The organism is Halorhodospira halophila SL1 (assembly GCF_000015585.1).
Taxonomy (GTDB): domain Bacteria; phylum Pseudomonadota; class Gammaproteobacteria; order Nitrococcales; family Halorhodospiraceae; genus Halorhodospira; species Halorhodospira halophila.
Window position 1 is genome coordinate 2,541,883 of the sequence record NC_008789.1, and the last position, 20,823, is coordinate 2,562,705.

Here is a 20,823-nt window from a genome sequence, read left to right on the forward strand (position 1 = left end):
ATGCTGAAACCTGTCTACACCACCCTGCTCTACGGCCTGGCCCCGCTGATCTGGCTATGGCTGAGGCGCAGCGCCCGCCAGCGCGGCGGCCCGCGCATGCGCCGCGAGCGCCGCGGCCATTACGGACTGCCCGAGGTGAACCACCCCCTGTGGCTACACTGCGCCTCGGTGGGGGAGGTCCGCACTGCCGCCCCGCTGATCCACGCCCTCGCCGCGCGGCGACCGGGGCTGCCCCTGCTGGTCACCACTGCCACCGCCACGGGCGCCGAGACCGCCGCCCGGGTCCTGCCCGCTGGCACCCGGCACGCCTACCTGCCGCTGGACTGGCCAGGGGCCGTCCGCCGCTTCCTGGACGCCTTCGAGCCGCGCGGCGCCGTGATCCTGGAAACCGAGATCTGGCCCAACCTCTACGCCGCCACCGCGCGGCGAGGCATCCCACTGCTGCTGGCCAACGCCCGCCTGTCCGAACGCACCGTCGAAGGCGCCACCCTGGTCCGACGACTGCAGGGCGAGGCCCTCACCCACGTCGACCTCATCCTGGCGCGCAGCGATCTCGACGCCCGGCGGTTTGCCGGCTTCGGCGTCCCTGCGGAGCGTCTGCACACCCTCGGCAGCCTGAAACTGGCGCCCCCCATCACCCCGGCCCCCGAGCCGTTCGCCTTCAAGCGCCCGGCGCTCCTGGCGGCCTCGACCCACGACGACGAGGAGATCCGCATCGCCAACGCCTGGGCCGAGGCGCGCCGGGAACGCGACGTCCCGCAGCTACTGGTCATCGTCCCGCGCCACCCTGAGCGCGGGCCGGCGATTCGCCAGTCGCTGCAACAGGCCAGCTTCCGTGTGGCGCTGCGCTCGGCGGGCGAAGACTGGCAATGGGCCGATATCTACGTGGCCGACACTCTGGGAGAGCTGGAGTCGTTCATGGCCGGGGCGGAGACGGTAATCATCGGCGGCTCGCTGATCCGCCGCGGCGGGCAGAACCTGGTGGAGCCGGCACGGCTCGGTAAGCCGATTCTGTTCGGTCCGCATATGAGCAACTTCGCCGAGGAGTCGGAGCGGCTCCTCGCTGCCGGCGGCGCACAGCGTTTCTTCGATGAGACCGACCTGCGCCACGCCATCGCCGAGCTGGCCCGCGACCCGAGAGCCCGCCGGGAGATGGGCGAGCAGGCTGCGGCCACGGTCCAGGCGGCCCAGGACACCGCGGGCCTCTACGCCGACGCCATCCTCGCCCACCTCGAGTCACGCCCCGGGGCGGCGCCGACCGAGCGTTAGCCCGGCGACTCGACGCGAAACGGCGCGCAGCGCTGCGGGCGGAGCACCCCGCGAATCCGCGGGTAACAGGGCAGCCCGCGGTCGAACGGCGGATAGTCCTCCCCCTCGATGAGCGGCCGCAGGTAATCGCGACAGGCGGCGGTGATGCCGTAGCCATCCGGCGAGATGAACGCGGGCGGCAGCCCGCGCTCGATACTCGCCACCGCCTCCAGCGGCACCCGGTCGATGGACCACCGGTAGGGCCGATCCGAATCCCGGCGGATGACGGGCATGAAGCTGTGCTCGCCGGCCACCACGCCCTCGACGGCGGACCGCCCCACCGCATAGGCCTGCTGCACATCCACCCGCGAGGCCAGATGCCGGGCCGCCCGCTGGATGTAGTCCACCACCGACCAGTGCAGCTTAAGGCCGGTCTCCTGGCGGATGATCTCGGCCAGCCGCGGCGCCACGCCACCTAGCTGGGTGTAGGCGTAGATATCGTGGCTCTGCGCCACGGAGAACAGGGAGCCATCGGGGTTCTTGAGCCCCTCGGAGGCGACCACCACGCAGTAGCCGTGGGTGCGGACCGCCATCTGGAGCTGGGTGAGAAAATCGCCGAGATCGAAGGGGGTCTCGGGGAACAGGATCAGCATCGGCGGCCGGCCGTCGTACTCCTGGGCCAGCGCCGCTGCCGCCGCCAGCCACCCGGCGTGGCGCCCCATGACCTCGAGGATGAAGACCCGCGTCGAGGTGGTGTGGGCCGACTCGACGTCCAGGCTCGCCTCACGGACCACCGTGGCGATGAACTTGGCCGCCGATCCAAACCCGGGACTGGTGTCGGTCATGCCCAGGTCGTTGTCGATGGTCTTGGGCACGCCGACGGCGGTGATCGGGTAGCCGAGTTCGTCGCCGATGCGCGCGACCTTGTGGGCGGTGTCCATGGAGCCACCGCCGCCGTTGTAGAAGAAGTAGCCAATGTCGTGGGCGTGGAAGACCTCCACCAGGCGCTCGTACTGCGCCCGATCCCGCTTCAAGTCACCGAGGTCGAAACGGCACGACCCGAACGCCCCCCCGGGGGTATGGCGCAGGGCGGCCAGGGTCAGCGGATCCTCCTCATCGAGATCGAGGATCTCCTCCTCGAGCACCCCGAGGATCCCGTTACGAGCCGCGTAGCAGGTGCCGAAATGGGCCGGGTGACCCCGCACCGCCTCGATCACCCCCCAGGCGCTGGCGTTGATGACCGCCGTGACGCCACCGGACTGAGCATATAGTGCGTTCTTTGGCATGCGATCAGACTTGTGTGTTGACGCTCATGGGCTTGCGCACCAATGTACCGAAGGAATGCACCGAACGCTTGCCGCCGCCGGGCAATGGGCGGCGGATTTCCTCGGTCGATATTAAAGAAGTCATGAAAACCGCACGCCAGGGGAGAAAACCATGCACATCGGAACGACTCTGACCAACTACATCATCGAGACGCAACGCAACCTGCCTGAGGCCACCGGCGAGTTCACCGGCCTGCTCAACGATATCTCGGTGGCCTGCAAGCGCATCGCCGACCTGGTCAACAAGGGCGACCTGGTGGGCATGCTCGGCTCGGCCGACTCGGAGAACGTCCAGGGCGAGACCCAGAAGAAGCTCGACGTGGTGACCAACGAGGTCTTCATCGAGGCCCTGACCCAGAACGGCCATATCGCCGGCCTGGTTTCCGAGGAGATGGACGACATCTATACCCTGCCCAACCCGTCCCAGCGCGGCCGCTACCTGCTGCTCTGCGACCCGCTCGACGGCTCCTCGAACATCGACGTCAACGTCTCCGTGGGCACGATCTTCTCCATCGTCCGCGCGCCGCAGGGCAGCGAGAACCCCTCGGCCGGGGACTTCCTCCAGCACGGCACGGAGCAGGTGGCGGCCGGCTACTGCCTCTACGGCCCATCCACCATCCTGGTGCTCGCTGTCAAAGGCCAGGGCGTCCAGATGTTCACGCTCAACCGCGATTTCGGCGAGTTCATCCTCACCCGCAAGGACGTGCAGATCCCGGAAGATACCCAGGAATTCGCCATCAACGTCTCCAACCAGCGCCACTGGGAGGAGCCGGTCCAGCGCTACATCGACGAGTGCCTCCAGGGCAAGGAGGGGCCGCGGGGCCAAGACTTCAACATGCGCTGGGTGGCCTCGATGGTCGCCGAGGTGCACCGCATCCTCTGCCGGGGCGGCGTCTTCATGTACCCGCTCGACGCCAAGATCAAGGCCAAGGGGCAAAACGGCCGGCTGCGCCTGATGTACGAGGCCAATCCCATGAGCCTCATCGTCGAGCAGGCCGGCGGCGGCGCGACCACCGGCCGGCAGCGGATCCTTGAGCTCGATCCGAGCGACATCCACGAGCGGGCGCCGGTGGTCCTCGGCTCCAGGAACGAGGTCGAGCGGATCGCCCGCTACCATCAGGAGGGCTGAGGCGCTCGGGACTCGGACGACCCCGCACCCCGCCGGGCGCGGGGTGTTCAGACCCAGTCGCGGGGGATGAGATACACCTCGGTCAGGCGGGCCTCCGGGCTGCCGGGCTCGGGCTGGTAGCCGTACTCCCAGCGCACCCGGGGTGGCAGCGACATCAGGATTGATTCGGTCCGCCCCTCCGACTGGATGCCGAACCGGGTCCCGCGATCCTGCAGGAGGTTGAACTCCACATACCGGCCGCGCCGGTAGAGCTGGAACTCCCGCTCGCGGTCGCCGTAGGCGTGATCCCGGCGAGACTCGATGATGGGGCCGTAGGCATCGAGGAAGGCCCGCCCCACCCTCTGGACGAACCGGAAGGTCGTCTCGAACCCCCAGTCGTTGAGATCGTCGAAGAACAGCCCGCCGATGCCGCGTTGCTCATCGCGGTGGGGCAGGCGGAAGTAGTCGTCACACCAGCGTTTAAACACCGGATAGACCGTCTCTCCGAACGGCGCGCAGGCCGCCCGGGCACAGCGATGGAAATGGTAACAATCGTCGTCGAAGGGGTAGCAAGGGGTCAGATCGAACCCGCCGCCGAACCACCACTGGGCGCCGCGACCCGGCTCACCGGCCACAAACAACCGCAGGTTGGCGTGGGTGATCGGAACGTACGGGTTCCACGGGTGCAGCACCAGGGACACGCCCACCGCCTCGAAGGGCTGCCCGGCCAGCTCGGCCCGCCGCTCGGTGGCCGCCTCGGGCAGCGCCTCACCACGGACGTGGGAGAAGTTCACACCGCCCTGCTCGATCACCCGACCACCTTGAAGTACACGGCTCTCGCCGCCGCCCCCGCCAGGACGGTCCCAGCGATCCGCCTGGAAGGCACCGCCACCGTCCCAACCTTCAACGAACCGGCAGACACGCTCCTGCCAGGTCAACAGCCAGTCGTGGACGCGCTGGATCCCGTCGACCGGCATCGCATCCGTCATGCGGCACTCCGCTCGAGGCAGGCGTAGAAGAACCCATCCATCCCGTGCTCGCCGGGCAGGATCTGGCACCCGGACCCGGTGCAGCGGCCCACCGGCGCCAACGGCCCCGGTTTGGCATCGGCGTGCTCGGCCAGGAAACCGGCCACCACCTGCTCGTTCTCCTCGGGGAAGATCGAGCAGGTGGCGTAGAGCAACCGCCCGCCCGGCGCCAGCACGCGCCACAGGGCGGCGAGCAGGTGGCGCTGCGCCGCCGCCATGCGCGCCGGGTCGTCGACCCCGCGCAGCCACTTGATATCGGGGTGTCGGCGGATCACGCCGCTGCCCGTGCACGGGGCGTCGAGGAGGATGCGCTGAAACGGTTCACCGTCCCACCACGCTTCGGGGTCGGCGGCATCGGCGGCCAGGCATTGGGCCTCGTAGCCGCCACGCGCGAGGTTATCGCGTACCTGGCGCAGCCGGCGTGACGAACGGTCGAGGGCGGTCACCGCCGCCGTCGGCGTGTGCTCGAGCAGGTGCAGGGTCTTACCACCCGGTGCGGCACAGGCATCGAGCACCCGGTCGCCGGGTTGCGGGTCGAGAAGCGGGGCGGCGAGCTGCGCGGCCTCATCCTGCACCGACAACCACCCCTCGGCGAAGCCGGGCAGGCGGGCCACGGGTACCGGGGCATGGAGGGTCGCGGCGCTCGGCGCGACCTCGCCGGGGTGCGCCGGGATCTCCTGCTCGGCCAGCGATTGCAGGCACGCCTCGCGGGAGATGCGGTTCCGGTCGAAGCGCAGGGTCATTGGCGGGTGAGCGTTCCCGGCCTCGGCCACCGCCGGCCAATCCTCCGGCCAGGCGCGGCGTAGATGGTCCAGCAGCCACGGCGGCAGGGCGTAGCGGGCGGCTTCGTCTGCCGGCCCGGGTGGGGTGGCCTTGTGCAGCTTGCGCAGCACCGCGTTCACCATGCCGGCCGCGCGCGCCCGACGCAGCCGTCGGGCCGCATCGACGGCCTCGGAGACCGCCGCATGGGCTGGGGTGGCAAGCCCCTGGGCCTCCCAGGCCCCGATCACCAGCAGACCACGTAGCAGCGGATCGGCGCGCCAGTCGTCGCGCGGGGTCAGGGTCGCCACCTGGGCCTCGAGCCGGGTCAGCCAGCGCAGCGCGCCGTAGACCAGGGCCTGAAGCAACGACCGATTGCGCTCGGATACCCGGGAAAACTGGGCCTCCAGGGCCTCATCCAGGGTCTCGCCGCGCTCCAGCACCCGTTCAAGGACGTGCACCGCGGCGACCCGCGGGGGGGTACTCACTGAACCGGCTCTCCCGGCACCAGGCGGCGCCCGTTGAGGTAATCGGCAGCCGTCTGTTCCCGCCCACCGGCGGGCTTCAGCCGGGTGATCTCAAGACGCCCCTCGCCGGTAGCGACCTCGATGCCGCCACTGCCCACCGCCGCCACGGTTCCGGCCCGATCCTCGGGCCGCCCCGCACAGGCCCGTGCCGCCAGTACCCGCACCGGCGTCTCGCCCAGCTGGAGCCGCGCTCCGGGGACCGGGGCCAGGGCGCGCACGCGCCGCTCCAGTTGCTCCGCGGGCTCGGTGGGATCGAGCCAGCTCTCGTCGTTGGTCAGCTTGGCGGCGTAGGTCACGCCGTCGTCCGGCTGAGGCTCCGGGGTGATGGCCCCGGCCAGAATCTCGGGCAGGTGGGCGACCAGCAGGTCGGCGCCGATGCGCGCCAGGCGGTCGTGGAGCGACCCGGCGGTTTCGTCGGCACTGATCGGGGTCGCCTTGCGGGCAAGCATGGGCCCGGTATCCAGTCCCTCGTCCATCTGCATGAGGGTTACACCGGTCTGCTCGTCCCCGGCCAGCAGGGCGCGCTGGATCGGCGCCGCGCCCCGCCAGCGCGGCAGCAGCGAGGCGTGGACATTCACGCAGCCAAAGCGCGGTACGTCCAGCACATTGCGCCGCAGGATCTGGCCGTAGGCCACCACCACCATCAGATCGGGCGCCAGCGCGCGGATCTGCTCCGCCTCTTCGGCCCCCAGGCGCTCGGGCTGGTGAACGCCCAGCCCGTGGCGCTCGGCGGCCCGCTTGACCGGCGGCGGGGTCAGCCTCCGCCCTCGCCCGGCGGGCCGGTCGGGCTGGGTGAAGACCGCCACGGGCCTCACCCCGGCCTCGACCAGGGCATCGAGGCCGGGCACCGCAAAATCCGGGGTTCCGGCAAAGACGATCCGTGCCGCCATCAGCCCGCCGCGCTGAGCCGCTCGCGTTTCTCCATGCGCTTGCGCACCCGCTTGCGCTTGAGCTCGGAGAGGTAGTCGATGAACAGTCGACCGTCCAGATGGTCGATCTCGTGCTGCAGGCAGACGGCCAGCGTCCCCTCGGCCTCGCCCTCGATGGGCTGGGCGTCGCGGTCCAGCGCGCGGTAGCGCACCCGGGTGGCCCGTGCCACATCGTCGTAGTAGCCCGGGATGGACAGGCAGCCTTCCTCGCCGCTGGCCTCGCCGGTGGCCTCGAGGATCTCCGGATTGATCAGCACCAGCGGCTCGTCACGCTCCTCGGACACATCGATCACCGCCACCCGCCGGCGGTCGCCCACCTGCGTGGCGGCCAGACCGATGCCGCGGGCCTCGTACATGGTCTCAAGCATGTCGTCCACCAGGCGGCGGACGGCGTCGTCCACCTCGGCGACGGGCTCGGCCCGCTCACGGAGGCGGGGATCGGGATAGACAAGGATATCGAGGAGGGCCATGACCGATGCTGTGCCTGTTGTTAAATGACGGGTCGATTGTAACGCACCGCGCAGCCGAGGGCAGCCATAATCTGGAATGCTTATACAGAGCATCCAGACCGCCCCCGCTCCAACGGCACACCCTTGCGCCCGGCCCTCACCGCCCGGCACGGTATCGGTTCCTTCACCAAGGACGGTGAGCACGACATGGACGACGACACCCTCTACGCCCTGGCCCTGGCACGGGTGCCGGGCGTGGGGCCACGCACCTGGTCCCGGCTGATGGCGGCCTTTGGCGGGCCGGCGGCGGTCTTCCGGGCCGGGCGCAGCGCCCTGCGCAGCCTCGGCCTCAGCGCCGCCACCGAGAGCGGAATCCTCGCCCCGGACTGGAATGCCGCCCGGACCGATGCCGACTGGCTGGATGGCCCCGGGCCGCGGCACCTGCTGCGCCTGGCGCAACCCGGGTATCCGCGCCGCCTGGCCGAGATCCCCGACCCGCCGCCGCTGCTGTTCGTGACCGGCGATCCGACCACCCTACACCGGCCGCAGGTAGCCATTGTCGGCAGCCGCCACGCCACCGCCAGCGGCCGGGATCTGGCCCGCAACCTGGCAGGCGGCCTGGCACGCGCCGGCATCGCCACCACCAGCGGTCTGGCAACCGGCATCGATGCGGCCGCCCACCGTGGCGCGCTGGAGGCCGGCGGCACCACGCTGGCCGTTGTCGGCACCGAGCCGGACCAGGTCTACCCCGCCCGGCACCAGCGCCTGCACGCCGAGATCACCGCCTCCGGGGCGGTGCTCGGTGAGCTGCCCCCGGGCAGCGGCCCCCTGGCCGCCCACTTCCCACGGCGCAACCGCATCGTCAGCGGTCTGTCGCTGGGGGTCGTGGTCATCCAGGCCGGTCGCCACAGCGGCTCGCTGATCACCGCCCGGCTCGCTGCCGAGCAGGGCCGCGAGGTCTTCGCCGTACCCGGGTCGATCCACGACCCCCTGGCCCGCGGGTGCCACGCACTTCTGCGCGACGGCGCCAAGCTGTTAGAATCGATCGACGATATCCTGAAAGAGTTCCCGGGGACGGTCTGTGAAGCGCCCGTCAACGCCCCCTCGGAGTCGACCAGTCCAGCCGCGGATCCGGACGAGGCGCGTATCCTCGAAGCCCTCGGCCACGATCCGCTCACCCTCGACACCCTCCAGCAGCGGTCTGGATTGACGCTCGATAGGCTTTCATCCATTCTGCTAACCATGGAGCTGAAGGGCCTGTTGACTGCGGTACCCGGGGGCCGGTACCAGCGGCGCGGGCCAGAGGGCTGATGATGAAGCAGAACGTTTTCGAAGTGCTGATGTACCTGTTCGAGAACTACCTTTACAACGACGAGGAACCCGGCGATCGGGACTCGCTCGAGAGCGAACTCCACGAGGCCGGGTTCAGCGCGATGGAGATCCGCAAGGCCTTCGAGTGGCTCGATGCCCTCGCGGACTCCCGGGTGCTGCCGGCTGCACCGTCGGGCAAGTCGTCCATCCGGCTGTTCGGCGAGCCCGAGCTGGCACGCCTGGACACCGAGACCCGCGGGTTTATCCTCTACCTGGAGCAGGTGGGGATCCTCACGGCCGAGAGCCGTGAGCTGGTGCTCGACCGCATCCTGGCGCTGGACGACCACGAGGTGGACCTCGACACGGTCAAGTGGGTCATCCTGATGGTCCTGTTCAACCGCCCCGGCGAGGAAGAGGCGTACAACTGGATGGAGAACCTCATGTTCGACGTCCCGACGCACCTCGTCCACTGACGACGGGTGGCCGCCGCGCCCCGGCGCGGCGGCCGGTTTTACGGCCCGGCGCCGCCCTCCGGACGCCACCCGACCTCCCGCCCCTACATACGCGAACGGCTCTTCATGGGTAAAAGCCTCGTCATCGTCGAGTCGCCTGCCAAGGCGCGCACGATCAACAAATACCTGGGTTCCGATTACGAGGTCATGGCCTCCTACGGCCATGTCCGCGACCTCGTCCCCAAGGAGGGGGCGGTGGATCCGTCCAGCGGCTTCGCCATGAAGTACGCACCCATCGACAAGAACCAGAAGCACGTCGATGCCATCGCCAAGGCGGCCCGCAAGGCCGACGCCCTCTACCTGGCCACTGACCCGGACCGCGAGGGTGAAGCCATCTCCTGGCACCTGGTGGAGCTGCTGCGCGACAAGGGCACCCTGGACGACAAACCGGTCTATCGGGTGGTCTTCCACGAGATCACCAAGGGCGCCATCCAGGAGGCGATGAACAACCCGCGGGACATCTCCGAGGAGCTGGTCAACGCCCAGCAGGCGCGCCGCGCCCTCGACTACCTGGTCGGCTTCAACCTCTCGCCCCTGCTCTGGCGCAAGATCACCAGCGGCCTCTCCGCGGGCCGGGTGCAGAGCCCCGCGCTGCGGATGATCTGCGAGCGCGAGACCGAGATCGAGCAGTTCGAGCCCCAGGAGTACTGGAGCGTCGAGGCCGATGCCGCCAAGGCGCAGCAGCCCTTCATGGCCAAGCTCTCGCAGCTCCACGGCGAGAAGGTCCGGCAGTTCACCATCACCGACGAGACCCATGCCCAGGAGGTCGACCGCACCCTGCGCGAGGCCGCGCGTGCCCAACCCGACCCCGCCCGGATCGGCCCCACCGGCGATGGCGAGACCGAGGTCATCGGCACGCTGCGGGTCGCCTCGGTGGAGCGCAAGCAACGCCGGCGCAACCCGGCAGCGCCATTCATCACCTCGACCCTGCAGCAGGAGGCCTCGCGCAAGCTCGGCTTCACCGCCAGCCGGACCATGCGCATCGCCCAGCAGCTCTACGAGGGCATCGACGTCGGCGAAGGCAGTGCCGTCGGTCTGATCACCTACATGCGAACCGACTCGGTGAACCTCTCCGGCGAGGCGATCACTGAGATGCGCCAGGCCATCACCGACCGCTACGGCGCCGACAAGCTCCCGGGCCAGGCCCAGGTCTACAAGACCCGCTCGAAGAACGCCCAGGAGGCCCACGAGGCCATCCGGCCCACCTCGGCGTCGCGCCACCCGGACGATGTCCGCGCCTACCTCAACGAGGAGCAGCGCAAGCTCTACGATCTCATCTGGAAGCGCGCCGTCGCCTCACAGATGAAGCACGCCACCATCCACACGGTGGCCGTCGATCTGGCCGCCGACGCCGACGCCCGCCATCTGCTGCGGGCCACCGGCTCCACGGTGGCCGACCCGGGCTTCATGGTCGTCTACCGCGAGGGCAACGACGAGGGCAAAGACGACTCCGGCGAGAAGTTCCTGCCCGAACTCGAGGAGGGCGAGCAGGTGGACCTGCACGCCATCCGCGCCGAACAGCACTTCACCGAGCCGCCGCCGCGCTACACCGAGGCGAGCCTGGTCCGCGCCCTGGAGGAGTACGGCATCGGCCGGCCGTCGACCTACGCCTCGATCATCTCCACGCTGCAGAACCGCAACTATGTGGAGATGGACGGCAAACGCTTCATCCCCACCGACATCGGGCGCACAGTCAACAAGTTCCTGACCGAGCACTTCGATCGGTACGTGGACTACGACTTCACCGCCCGACTCGAGGACGACCTAGACGCCATCTCCCGCGGCGAGCAGGACTGGGTCCCGGTCCTGGAAGCGTTCTGGGAGCCCTTCCGGGAGCGGGTTGAGGAGAAGAAGAACGTCTCGCGCCAGGAGGCGGTCCAGGCGCGGGAACTGGGCACGGACCCGAAGACCGGCAAGCCGGTGACGGTGCGCATCGGTCGCTACGGCCCCTTCGCCCAGCTCGGCTCCCGCGACGACGACGAGAAGCCGCGTTTTGCCGGCCTGCGCCCGGGACAGAGCATCGACACCATCACCCTCGACGAGGCCCTGCAGCTGTTCAAGCTGCCGCGGGACATGGGCGAGACCGACGAGGGCGAAGACGTCCAGGTCAGCATCGGGCGCTTTGGCCCCTACGTGCGCTACGGCAAGAAGTTCGTCTCCATCCCCAAGGACGAGGACCCGTACACCATCACCAAGGAACGGGCCCACGAACTGGTGCGGGAGAAGAAACAGGCCGACGCCAACCGGATCATCCACGACTTCGGCGACGGCATTCAGATCCTGCGCGGACGCTACGGGCCGTACATCACCAACGGCGAGAAGAACGCCAAGGTGCCCAAGGACCGGGAGCCGGACTCGCTCACCCATGAGGAGTGCCAGGACCTGATCGCCAAGGCGCCGGCGCGCAAGGGGCGCCGCGGCGGGGCGGCCAAGGGTGGCCGCGGCCGCAGCAAGGCCACTAGCTGAGCTCGGCCAACGGCCAGCGGGGGCGTACGCTGAAGTCGAGATCGTCGCGGTAGCCCGCCTCCAGCCGACGCAGGCCGGCGTAGGCGATCATCGCAGCGTTGTCGGTACACAGCTCCAGGCGCGGGTAGTGGGCGGTGAAGCCGCTCGCCCGCCCCACCTCATCCAGGCGTTCGCGCAACCGGGCGTTGGCGCCCACCCCGCCGGAGACCACGAGCCGGCCCGCGCCCGTCTGCTCGATGGCACGCCGGCACTTGATCACCAGGGTATCCACCACCGCCTCCTGGAATCCGTGGGCGATGTCCGCCCGGGCCTGCTGATCGTTCCCCGCCGCCTCGACGGCGTGGAGGACCGCCGTCTTCAGGCCGCTGAAGCTGAAGTCCAGCCCCGGCCGGTCGGTCATCGGCCGCGGCAGGCGCACCGCCCCCGGTGTTCCCTCGACGGCGAGGCGGGCGATGGCCGGCCCCCCCGGGTACGGCAGCCCCAGCAGCCGAGCCGTCTTGTCGAAGGCCTCGCCGGCGGCGTCATCCACCGACTCCCCCAGGACCCGGTAGCGGCCGAAGTCGGCCACCTGCACCAGCATCGTATGCCCGCCGGAGACCAGCAGGGCCACCAGGGGCATGGCCGGCGGGTCGGGCTCGAGCAGGGGCGCCAGCAGGTGCCCCTCCATGTGGTGCACCCCGACCGCCGGCAGCCCCCGCGCCCAGGCGAAGGTGCGCGCGAACCCGGCCCCGACCATCAAGGCCCCGGGGAGCCCTGGGCCGCGGGTCCAGGCGACGCCGTCGAGATCTGCCGGCGTCAGGCCGGCATCCCGCAACACCCCACCGACCAGACCGGGCAGCTTGCGCACGTGATCCCGTGAGGCCAGCTCCGGCACCACGCCGCCGTAAGCGGCGTGATCGGCCACCTGACTGTGCACCGCGTGGGCCAACAGGCCATCACGACCACAGTAGACGGCGGCCGCGGTCTCGTCACAGGAACTCTCGATGCCTAGTACACGCACTGGGCACCCCCGGATTGCGGCGTATACAGAAAGCGGCGCGTCATCGTCTCAGGTAGGCCCCACTGCGTCCGTCCCGGATCGGGGTCGGCCGCTCCAGCCCGCCCAGGCGCCCGGGTACCAGCGCGTCGATCCGCGTGCCGAAGTAGCGCCGCACCTCCGCAACGCTGCGAGCCGGCCGCCGGGCCGAGGGGTTGGCACTGGTGGAGACCAGCGCCCCCCCGAAGGCGCTGCACAAGGCGGCTGCCACCGGGTGCGCGGTCACCCGCACGGCCAGCGTGTCGCGCCCGCCACTGACCCAGCGCGGGGCCCGCGTCGACGCCGGGAGCACCCAGGTCATCGGCCCCGGCCAACTGGCCTGGATCGTCTCCGCCCACTCCGCCGGTAACGGTGCCAGGTACCGGGCGAGTTGTCGCGACTCGGCGGCAATCAGGATCAGCCCCTGGCGTTCCGGTCGCCCCTTCAGCGCCAGCAGGCGCGCCACGGCGTCGGCGTTGCGCGGATCGCAGCCCAGCCCCCAGACCGCCTCGGTGGGATAGGCCACCACGCCGCCCTGGCGCAGCTCCGCAGCGGCGTGCCGGACCCGGAATGGACGGGTACCGGGCGGGCACTCGTTCATGACCCCGAGGAACCGATGCGGCTCTCCTCACCGGCGGCGAGGCGGACGATGTTCTCGCGGTGGCGCCAGACGATGGCCGCCGTGAGGATCGCCGTGGCCGCGGTGAGCACCGGCGAGGCCGACAGCCAGAGCATGTAGATCGGGGCCATGGCAAAGGCCACCACGGCGGCCAGGGAGGAGTAGCGGAAGGCGCCGGCCACCGCCAGCCAGGTGACCACCGTGGCCAACAGCGCCAGCGGGGACCAGGCGAGGATCACCCCCAGGCCGGTGGCCACGCCCTTCCCCCCCTGGAACCGGAAGTAGACCGGAAAGAGGTGGCCAAAGAACGCTGCCAGACCGGCGGCGCTGGCCACCACCGGGTCCTCGGTGGCGAGCCAGGCCAGCAGCACCGGGAGGGTGCCCTTGAGCCAGTCGCCGAGCAGGGTGATGCCGGCAGGGACCTTGCCGGCCAGGCGCAGGACGTTGGTCGCCCCGGGATTGCCCGAGCCGCCCTGGCGCGGGTCGCCGAGGTTCATCGCCCGGCAGACGACGATCGCCGAGGAGATGGAACCGATGAGATAACCGATGATGACGAGGATGACATCCAGCATGGCGCAAGTCTCTGTAGATCCGTCACGCGTTGCAAGTGTTGGGTTCCCCCGAGCGGCGCGGCCGCCCTCCACCGTATACCGGAAACGCCGGGCAGACGATACGCCTTGTCACGCGGCGCGTTGCCCCTGAAACTCTCGCCCATGACCCGACACGACCCTGCCCTGGATCTTGACGCGGCGGCCCTCGAGGCCAGTCAGCGCCTGAGCAAGCGTATCCGCAGCGCCATCGACGAGGCCGGCGGAGCGCTGACCTTCGAGGCGTATATGGACCGGGCCCTCTATGAGCCCGGCCTCGGGTACTACCGCGGCGGCGCCGCCCGTTTTGGCGTCGGTGGCGACTTCGCCACCGCGCCGGAACTCAGCTCGCTGTTCTCGCGCACCCTAGGCCGGCAGGCCGCCGAGATCCTCGGCCACCTGGGCGGCGGCGACGTCATCGAGCTCGGCCCCGGCACCGGCCGGCTGGCCGCCGCCGCACTGGCCGAACTCGAGCACCTCGACCGGCTGCCGCGGCGCTGGCGCATGCTGGAGGTCAGCGCCGCCCTGCGTCAGGAGCAGGAGCAGACCCTGGCTGCCCGGGTCCCCCACCTGCTCGACCGCGTTGAGTGGCTCGAGGCCCTGCCCGCGGACAGCCCGCAGGCGGTGTGGATCGCCAACGAGGTCCTCGACGCCCTGCCGGTGCGCCGCTTCGTCAAGCGGGGCGACGGGGTCCGCGAGCTCGGCGTCGTAGCCGCCGATGACGGCTTCGCCTGGACCGAGCTGGCCGCCGACACGGCGCTGCAACAGGCCGTGGCCGACATCGAGGCGCGTCTGGACGCCCCCCTGCCCGACGGCTACGTCTCCGAGGTCTGCACCCGGGTCGCGCCGTTCCTGCGCGGACTGGCCGAAGCCCTCCCGCAGGGCGTGATGCTCTGGCTCGACTACGGCTACCCGCGCCGCGAATATTACCTGGCCGAACGCCACCGTGGCACGCTGCTCTGCCACTTCCGCCACCGCGCCCACGACGATCCCTTCTTCTATCCCGGTTTGCAGGACATCACCGCCTTCGTGGACTTTACCGCCGTGGCCGACGCGGCCCTGGCGTGCGGGCTGGACGTCCTCGGCTACGCCCCCCAGGGACCGTTCCTCATGGGCGCCGGCCTGGCCGCCTGCACCGAGGCGGAGCTAGCCGGCGCCGATGCCGCCGGCCACATGGCCGTCAGCAACGAGATCCAGCGCATCACCCACCCCGGCGACATGGGCGAGCGGTTCAAGGTGATGGCCCTGGGCCGCGACTACGACGGTCCCCTGGGTGGTTTCACCCCGGCCGACCGCCGCGCCACGCTGTAGCCAGGGGCCACGCCTAGGCGCCGTCCCGCGCGGCGCCGGCATCCGGGCGCGGCACCTGGGCCACGGCCCGGCAGCGCGCCTCACGAACCGCCTCGCCCACCTCAGGACCGCGCAGGCCCTGCTCGACGAAGGACCGGGCCGAAACGCCGCGACACGCCTCGAAGGCGGCGCGCAGGAAGTCGCCAGCCGGCCAGTCGCTCGCCTCCCGGCCACCGCGCCCACGATCGTCCGCGAGGCAGGCGTGCAGGAACGGCTCCAGGCGCTCCGGGCGCCGGAACAGGTCCAGGCCCTCGAACAGTTCCACCACCGTGCCGGGGCGCAGCTCCAGCGCGCGGTGGGCGTGCATGTGCCAGCGCGTGACCAGGACGGCCAGATCCCGACACGCCCGCGGCGCCTTCAGCCGCTCGCTGACCCGCCGGGCGCCGTCAACGCCGGCCTCCTCGTGGCCGGGGTGGCGGGGGAGCGCCTCCGCCGGGGTGAGCGCCTTGCCCACGTCGTGGAGCAGGACGGCGAAGCGCGCCTCCAGCGAAGCGTCGACGGCCGCCGCGGCATCCAGGGCCATGAGGGTATGAGTGCCGGCATCGCCCTCAGGGTGGTGGGCCGGCGACTGCGGCACACCGAACAGGGCATCCACCTCGGGGAGGAGACGGGCCAGGGCACCAGCCTGGCGCAGGACCTCGATCATGCGACGGGGTGTCGGCTCCATCAGCCCCCGGGCGAGCTCCTGCCACACCCGCTCCGGGACCAGGGCATCGACCTCGCCGGCGGCGACCATGCGCTGGCACAGGGCCATGGTTTCGTCGGCGACGACGAAGCCGTCGTCAGCGAAGCGGGCCGCAAAACGCGCAAGGCGCAGAATGCGCACCGGGTCCTCGGCGAAGGCGTCGGTGACGTGGCGCAGCTGACGAGCCTGCAGGTCGACCTGGCCGCCGAACGGGTCGATGAGGCGGCCCCCGGCATCCTCGGCCATGGCGTTGATGGTCAGGTCCCGGCGGGCCAGGTCCTGCTCCAGGGTCACCTCCGGCGCGGCGTAGAACTCGAAACCGTGATAGCCCACCGCCGTCTTGCGCTCGGTGCGCGCCAGGGCGTGCTCCTCGCCGGTCTGCGGGTGCAGGAAGACCGGAAAATCCTTGCCCACCGGCCGGTAGCCGGCGGCCTCCATCGCCTCCGGCGTCGCCCCGACCACCACCCAGTCGACCTCATCCACGGGCCGCCCGAGGAGGCGATCACGCACCGCGCCGCCGACCCGGTAGCGTTCCACGGCCTAGCGACCGGCCTCGCGCCGGGCCTGCTGGTACTGCGCCTGCCGCCCGGCCGCACCCAGGTACCCGGGGGTGATCGCCTCCAGGGCGTTGGCGCGGATCCCCAGCGCTGCCAGGCCATCCTCGGCACAGCAGTTAGGGGTGGCGGTGAAGCGGTACTCGTCCAGGGTGTAAGGCCGCCCGGGAGCGAGCCCGAGCAGGCGGCCGCTGAGCTGCGACAGGCTGTCGGGGAGACCGACCACCCGCCGGCGCAGGCCGCGCAGTTCTGCCACGTACTCCACCAGCTCGCGCAGGGTGTAGATCTGCGGCCCGCAGAGCTGGTAGGTCTGCCCCGCCGTCCGGGGGTCTTCCGTCGCGTTGATCACCGCCTGAGCCACGTCGCCACCGAAGACCGGCTGGAGGCGGGCATCCGGGGTAGGCAGGAAGAAGACCCCGGGGGCAAAGCGCAGCAGCCCGGCGAAGCGATTCAGGAACCGGTCACCGGCACCGAAGATCACTGAAGGCTGCAGCACGGTGGCGCCGATCTCATCCGGATCGGCTGCCAGGACCAACTGCTCGCCCTCGCCCTTGGTGCGCAGGAACCGGCTGACCGCATCGGGGTGCGCGCCGAGGGCGCTCATGTGGACCAGGCGCGGCACGCTTGCCCGGCGCGCAGCGGCCAGCACGCGGCGCGGCAGATCGACATGGACCTCGTGGTAGGCGTCCTCCCGCGGCCCGCCCCGCCCGGTGTGCGCACCGGCCAGGTTGATCACGGCGTGACAGCCGCTGAAGTGGCGCACCAGCTCCCGCTCGTCGTGGACATCGGCCTCGAACAGGCGCAGCCCGGGAAAGAGCAGCAGGTCGCGGCCACGATGGGAACGGCGGGTCAGCGCCCGTATCCGGTATCCCCGGTCGGCGAGCCGGTTGGCCACGTGCATCCCAACAAAACCGGTTCCGCCGACGACACAGACGGTCTTCGCCTCCATGAACGGTCTCCTGAAGAACCGAAATACGATCGTTACGGAGCGATACCGTGGCCTTTTATGCGCAACTTTTCAACGACGCCGCACCACCCCTTGCGCCGCGCCCGGATCCCGCCGAAACTCAGCCCGTGCTCGAACTGCTGATCTATCTCGGCGCCGGCTGCCTGGCCGGCGCGACGGCCGGGCTGTTCGGCGTCGGCGGCGGGATCGTGGTGGTGCCGGTCCTGCTGCTGGTCTTCGCCGCGCTCGACTTCGACGCGGCGGTGGCCACCCACCTGGCCATCGGTACCTCGCTGGCCACCGTCGTGGTGACCTCCTTGGGCTCGGCGCGCAGCCACTACCAGCTCAGCGCCGTGGATGTGCCCCTGTTCCTGCGTCTCGCGGCCGGGATGGTCGGCGGGGCGGTGCTGGGCACGGTGCTGGCCGGCTACCTGGACGGGGCCGCCCTGCAGCGGCTGTTCGGCAGCTTCCTGCTGCTGGTCTCGCTGTACATGCTCTCCGGCTGGCAGCCGCCGCGGCGCGGCGGCGGCGGAGGCACCGGCGTCCTGGCCGGCGTCGGCGGCGGCATCGGGACGCTGTCGGCCATGGTGGGGGTCAGCGGCGGCACGGTGACGGTCCCCTACCTGGTCTGGCGCGGCGTAGCCATGCACCGGGCTGTGGGGACGTCTTCGGCCACTGCGCTACCGCTGGGCCTGACCGGTGCGCTGGGATACTTGATGGTGGGGTGGGGGCACCCGCAGCTGCCGTCGGGTGCCACCGGCTACATTTACTGGCCGGCGTTCGCCGGGGTCGTCGCCGCCAGCCTGCTGGCCTCTTCGCTGGCCGCGCGCCTGGCCCACCGCGTCCCCGCCCGGCAGCTGCGCCGGCTGTTCGCCGCAGTGCTGCTGGTCGTGGCCCTGCGGCTGCTGCTCAGCTGACCTAGAACCGCACCCGCACCCCGAGGTGGAGGTTGTTGTCCAGGGTCTGATTGCTACCCCCGGACATGCGCAGGCGCAGGTAGCGGAACCCGAGGTAGGCGCTGGCCCGCGGGGTGAAGTCGAGTTCGTAGCGGATGTTGCCCTCGAAGACCCGCTTGGCACGCCCGAAGGCGGTGATGTTCGGCGCCACATGACCGCGGAAGACCAGCGCCTGGGGCACCTGGGCGGGAATGCTGATGCGCGCGGAGCCACCCAGCGCCAGGGCGCCAACGGTGCGCTCGGGCTCGTCGGCGTAGATCAGATACCCCTTGGCGCCGGCGCCGAACTGCAGCGGGCTGAACCCCTCGGCCGGCGGCCCGGTGACGTGGACGATGCCGCTGAGGGCGACGTCGCCGTCGTCATTGAAGAAGAGGCTCCCGCCCAGATCCGCATCCTCGACGTACATATCCTCGGTGGGGGGGAAATAAAGGCCCACCTCGGCGGCGTCGTCGTGAAGATTGACGTCCAGCTCCCGCGCCATCGGGGCTGTCGCCCACATGGCCAGGGCCGCCACCGCCGCGATCCGCTTGATCATGCTCGTCTCCCCACCGGGTTTGCCCGCCTGCCCCCATTACAGGGCGTCGCCGCACCGTGGTGCAAGCCTCAATCGAGGGCGAGCTTCTTCTCCAGATAGTGGATGTCGGTCCCGCCGGCGCGGAACGCGGCATCCCCGATGATCTCCTGCTGCAGCGAGATATTGGTACCGATACCGCTGACCACGATCTCGGAGAGCGCCGTGCGCATCCGCGCCAGGGCGCTGTCACGGCTCGGACCGTGGGTGATCAGCTTACCGATCATGGAGTCGAAATACGGCGGCACCGCGTAGCCGGTGTAGACGTGGGAATCGACCCGCACCCCGGGGCCGCCCGGGGCGTGGAAGTGATCGATGGTGCCCGGGCAGGGCATCAGCGTCTTCGGATCCTCGGCGTTGATCCGACACTCCACCGCGTGGCCCCGCACCTGGATGTCTTCCTGGCGCCAGCTCAGCGGCTCGCCCGAGGCGATGCGGATCTGCTCGGCAACCAGATCGCAGCCGGTGACCATCTCGGTGACCGGGTGCTCGACCTGGATGCGGGTGTTCATCTCGATGAAGTAGAACTCGCCGTTCTCGTACAGGAACTCGAAGGTGCCCGCGCCGCGATAGCCCATCTGCCGGCACGCCTCGGCGCAGCGTTCCCCGATGTCGCGCCGCTGCGCCTCGGTGATCCCCGGGGCCGGGGCCTCCTCGACCACCTTCTGATGCCGCCGCTGCATGGAGCAGTCGCGCTCACCGAGGTGGATGGCGTTGCCGTGGTGGTCGGCGAGCACCTGCACCTCGATATGGCGCGGCTTCTCCAGGTACTTCTCCATGTAGACGGTACCGTCGCCGAAGGCGTTCTCGGCCTCGCCGCGGGTCAACGACACGGCATTGAGCAGCGCCGCCTCGCTGCGCACCACGCGCATGCCCCGGCCGCCGCCGCCCGAGGCTGCCTTGATCATGATCGGATAGCCGATCTCGGAGGCGATGCGCAGCGTCTCATCGGGATCGTCGTCAGGGACCGGGCCATTGGAGCCGGGCACGCACGGCACGCCAGCCTCCTTCATGGCGCGGATCGCCGAGACCTTGTCGCCCATGGTGCGGATGCTCTCCGCCCGCGGTCCGATGAACACGAAGCCCGACTGCTCGACCCGCTCGGCGAAATCGGCGTTCTCGGAGAGGAAGCCGTAGCCGGGGTGGATAGCAGTGGAATCGGTGACCTCGGCGGCGGCGATGATCGCCGGGATGTTGAGGTAGCTGTCGCGGACGTTGTTCGGCCCGATGCAGACCGACTCGTCGGCCAGACGCACGTGCTTGAGCTCGCGATCGGCCGCGGAGTGGACGGCGACACTGCGGATACCCAGCTCACGACAGGCGCGCAGGATGCGCAGCGCGATCTCGCCGCGGTTGGCGATGAGGATCTTCTGCATGGTGCTCACTCAGTCGGAGATCAGGAACAGCGGCTGGTCGTACTCGACGGGCTGACCATTCTCGACCAGAACGGCGGTGATGACCCCGTCGCGGTCGGCCTCGATCTGGTTGAGCATCTTCATCGCTTCGACGATGCACAACGTATCACCGGCCTTGATCCGCTGCCCCTCCTCGACGAACGGCTTGGCCGTCGGCGACGGGGCCCGGTAGAAGGTCCCAACCATCGGCGAACGGATCGGCTCGCCCTCCGGCTCGTCCTCACCGGCTTCCTCGGGGTCGGCCGCGCCGGCGGCCGGCGCCCCGGCTGCAGCCGCCGGCGGAGCCGCGGCCGGCGCCGGAGCGGCGTAGGTCGGCTGCGGCTGCGGTGGCGGGTTGGGCGCATTGCGCGTGATCCGGACCGACTCTTCGCCCTCGGCGATCTCAATCTCGTGGACGCCGGACTCGTCGAGCAGCTCGATAAGACGTTTGATCTTGCGAATATCCATAGATCGACGAAACCCT

20 protein-coding genes are annotated in these 20,823 nt (G+C 70.3%); 7 read left to right on the forward strand and 13 right to left on the reverse strand.

Translation table 11 applies throughout. The features are described 5' to 3' along the window. Positions 1–1,269: a 3-deoxy-D-manno-octulosonic acid transferase gene (locus tag HHAL_RS11700; RefSeq protein ID WP_011815102.1), complete on the forward strand. Its 1,269-nt coding sequence runs from the start codon at positions 1–3 to the stop codon at positions 1,267–1,269. Here HHAL_RS11700 and HHAL_RS11705 read toward each other — a convergent pair. Further along, positions 1,266–2,534 (reverse strand): 6-phosphofructokinase, encoded by a 1,269-nt coding sequence (locus tag HHAL_RS11705; RefSeq protein WP_011815103.1) that lies wholly within the window; start codon positions 2,532–2,534, stop codon positions 1,266–1,268. The genes HHAL_RS11700 and HHAL_RS11705 overlap by 4 nt on opposite strands. A 151-nt stretch (positions 2,535–2,685) precedes the next feature. On the opposite strand from HHAL_RS11705, the gene HHAL_RS11710 reads away from it, so the two are divergent. Continuing rightward, positions 2,686–3,702 (forward strand): class 1 fructose-bisphosphatase, encoded by a 1,017-nt coding sequence (locus HHAL_RS11710; RefSeq protein WP_011815104.1) that lies wholly within the window; start codon positions 2,686–2,688, stop codon positions 3,700–3,702. A 47-nt stretch (positions 3,703–3,749) separates the two neighbouring features. On the opposite strand, the gene hemF is transcribed toward HHAL_RS11710, so the two are convergent. From hemF to def, 4 genes are read right to left on the reverse strand one after another with little or no spacing between them, the layout of a single operon-like run. After that, a complete protein-coding gene (hemF, locus tag HHAL_RS11715; protein ID WP_011815105.1) occupies positions 3,750–4,670 on the reverse strand; it encodes an oxygen-dependent coproporphyrinogen oxidase in 921 nt (306 codons plus the stop codon). Then, a complete protein-coding gene (rsmB, locus tag HHAL_RS11720) occupies positions 4,667–5,956 on the reverse strand; it encodes a 16S rRNA (cytosine(967)-C(5))-methyltransferase RsmB (RefSeq protein WP_011815106.1) in 1,290 nt (429 codons plus the stop codon). The genes hemF and rsmB overlap by 4 nt, the downstream gene beginning before the upstream one ends. Continuing rightward, a complete protein-coding gene (gene fmt / locus HHAL_RS11725) occupies positions 5,953–6,885 on the reverse strand; it encodes a methionyl-tRNA formyltransferase (protein ID WP_011815107.1) in 933 nt (310 codons plus the stop codon). Before fmt ends, rsmB begins: the two co-directional genes overlap by 4 nt. Further along, complete coding sequence (gene def / locus HHAL_RS11730; protein WP_011815108.1) at positions 6,885–7,394, reverse strand: peptide deformylase; 510 nt, start codon at positions 7,392–7,394, stop codon at positions 6,885–6,887. Before def ends, fmt begins: the two co-directional genes overlap by 1 nt. Positions 7,395–7,517: 123 nt before the next feature. Here def and dprA point away from each other — a divergent pair, with 123 nt between their 5' ends. From dprA to HHAL_RS11745, 3 genes are all read left to right on the forward strand, one after another. Beyond that, the gene (gene dprA / locus HHAL_RS11735; RefSeq protein WP_011815109.1) at positions 7,518–8,684 is read left to right on the forward strand and encodes a DNA-processing protein DprA; all 1,167 of its coding nucleotides are present in this window, start codon (positions 7,518–7,520) and stop codon (positions 8,682–8,684) included. A gap of 2 nt (positions 8,685–8,686) precedes the next feature. After that, the gene (locus tag HHAL_RS11740) at positions 8,687–9,157 is read left to right on the forward strand and encodes a Smg family protein (protein ID WP_011815110.1); all 471 of its coding nucleotides are present in this window, start codon (positions 8,687–8,689) and stop codon (positions 9,155–9,157) included. A 105-nt stretch (positions 9,158–9,262) separates the two neighbouring features. Next, the gene (locus tag HHAL_RS11745; protein ID WP_011815111.1) at positions 9,263–11,662 is read left to right on the forward strand and encodes a DNA topoisomerase I; all 2,400 of its coding nucleotides are present in this window, start codon (positions 9,263–9,265) and stop codon (positions 11,660–11,662) included. Here HHAL_RS11745 and tsaD read toward each other — a convergent pair. The 3 genes from tsaD to plsY are packed head-to-tail and all read right to left on the reverse strand — an operon-like array spanning position 11,655 to position 13,868. Further along, entirely contained in the window at positions 11,655–12,662 is a 1,008-nt protein-coding gene (gene tsaD / locus HHAL_RS11750; protein ID WP_011815112.1) for a tRNA (adenosine(37)-N6)-threonylcarbamoyltransferase complex transferase subunit TsaD, read from the reverse strand. The genes HHAL_RS11745 and tsaD overlap by 8 nt on opposite strands. A gap of 40 nt (positions 12,663–12,702) precedes the next feature. After that, the gene (gene tsaC, locus HHAL_RS11755; RefSeq protein ID WP_011815113.1) at positions 12,703–13,278 is read right to left on the reverse strand and encodes an L-threonylcarbamoyladenylate synthase type 1 TsaC; all 576 of its coding nucleotides are present in this window, start codon (positions 13,276–13,278) and stop codon (positions 12,703–12,705) included. Next, positions 13,275–13,868: a glycerol-3-phosphate 1-O-acyltransferase PlsY gene (gene plsY, locus HHAL_RS11760; RefSeq protein ID WP_011815114.1), complete on the reverse strand. Its 594-nt coding sequence runs from the start codon at positions 13,866–13,868 to the stop codon at positions 13,275–13,277. Before plsY ends, tsaC begins: the two co-directional genes overlap by 4 nt. A 141-nt stretch (positions 13,869–14,009) precedes the next feature. Here plsY and HHAL_RS11765 point away from each other — a divergent pair, with 141 nt between their 5' ends. Next, entirely contained in the window at positions 14,010–15,194 is a 1,185-nt protein-coding gene (locus HHAL_RS11765; protein WP_011815115.1) for a class I SAM-dependent methyltransferase, read from the forward strand. 13 nt (positions 15,195–15,207) lie between these two features. Here HHAL_RS11765 and HHAL_RS11770 read toward each other — a convergent pair whose 3' ends face one another. Continuing rightward, the gene (locus tag HHAL_RS11770; protein ID WP_011815116.1) at positions 15,208–16,455 is read right to left on the reverse strand and encodes a multifunctional CCA addition/repair protein; all 1,248 of its coding nucleotides are present in this window, start codon (positions 16,453–16,455) and stop codon (positions 15,208–15,210) included. Positions 16,456–16,458: 3 nt separating this feature from the next. Next, positions 16,459–17,421 carry a complex I NDUFA9 subunit family protein gene (locus HHAL_RS11775; protein WP_011815117.1) on the reverse strand — a complete coding sequence of 321 codons (963 nt, stop codon included), beginning with the start codon at positions 17,419–17,421 and terminating at the stop codon, positions 16,459–16,461. A 47-nt stretch (positions 17,422–17,468) separates the two neighbouring features. Here HHAL_RS11775 and HHAL_RS11780 point away from each other — a divergent pair, with 47 nt between their 5' ends. Beyond that, positions 17,469–18,335, forward strand: coding sequence for a sulfite exporter TauE/SafE family protein (locus HHAL_RS11780; RefSeq protein ID WP_011815118.1), 867 nt, complete (start codon positions 17,469–17,471; stop codon positions 18,333–18,335). Between the two features lies 1 nt (position 18,336). Here HHAL_RS11780 and HHAL_RS11785 read toward each other — a convergent pair whose 3' ends face one another. The 3 genes from HHAL_RS11785 to accB all read right to left on the reverse strand — a co-directional run bounded on the left by HHAL_RS11785 (position 18,337) and on the right by accB (position 20,807). After that, positions 18,337–18,909 carry a YfaZ family outer membrane protein gene (locus tag HHAL_RS11785; RefSeq protein ID WP_011815119.1) on the reverse strand — a complete coding sequence of 191 codons (573 nt, stop codon included), beginning with the start codon at positions 18,907–18,909 and terminating at the stop codon, positions 18,337–18,339. A gap of 68 nt (positions 18,910–18,977) precedes the next feature. Next, complete coding sequence (gene accC / locus HHAL_RS11790) at positions 18,978–20,321, reverse strand: acetyl-CoA carboxylase biotin carboxylase subunit (RefSeq protein WP_011815120.1); 1,344 nt, start codon at positions 20,319–20,321, stop codon at positions 18,978–18,980. Positions 20,322–20,330: 9 nt separating this feature from the next. Continuing rightward, positions 20,331–20,807: an acetyl-CoA carboxylase biotin carboxyl carrier protein gene (accB, locus tag HHAL_RS11795; RefSeq protein WP_011815121.1), complete on the reverse strand. Its 477-nt coding sequence runs from the start codon at positions 20,805–20,807 to the stop codon at positions 20,331–20,333. Positions 20,808–20,823: the final 16 nt, after the last annotated feature.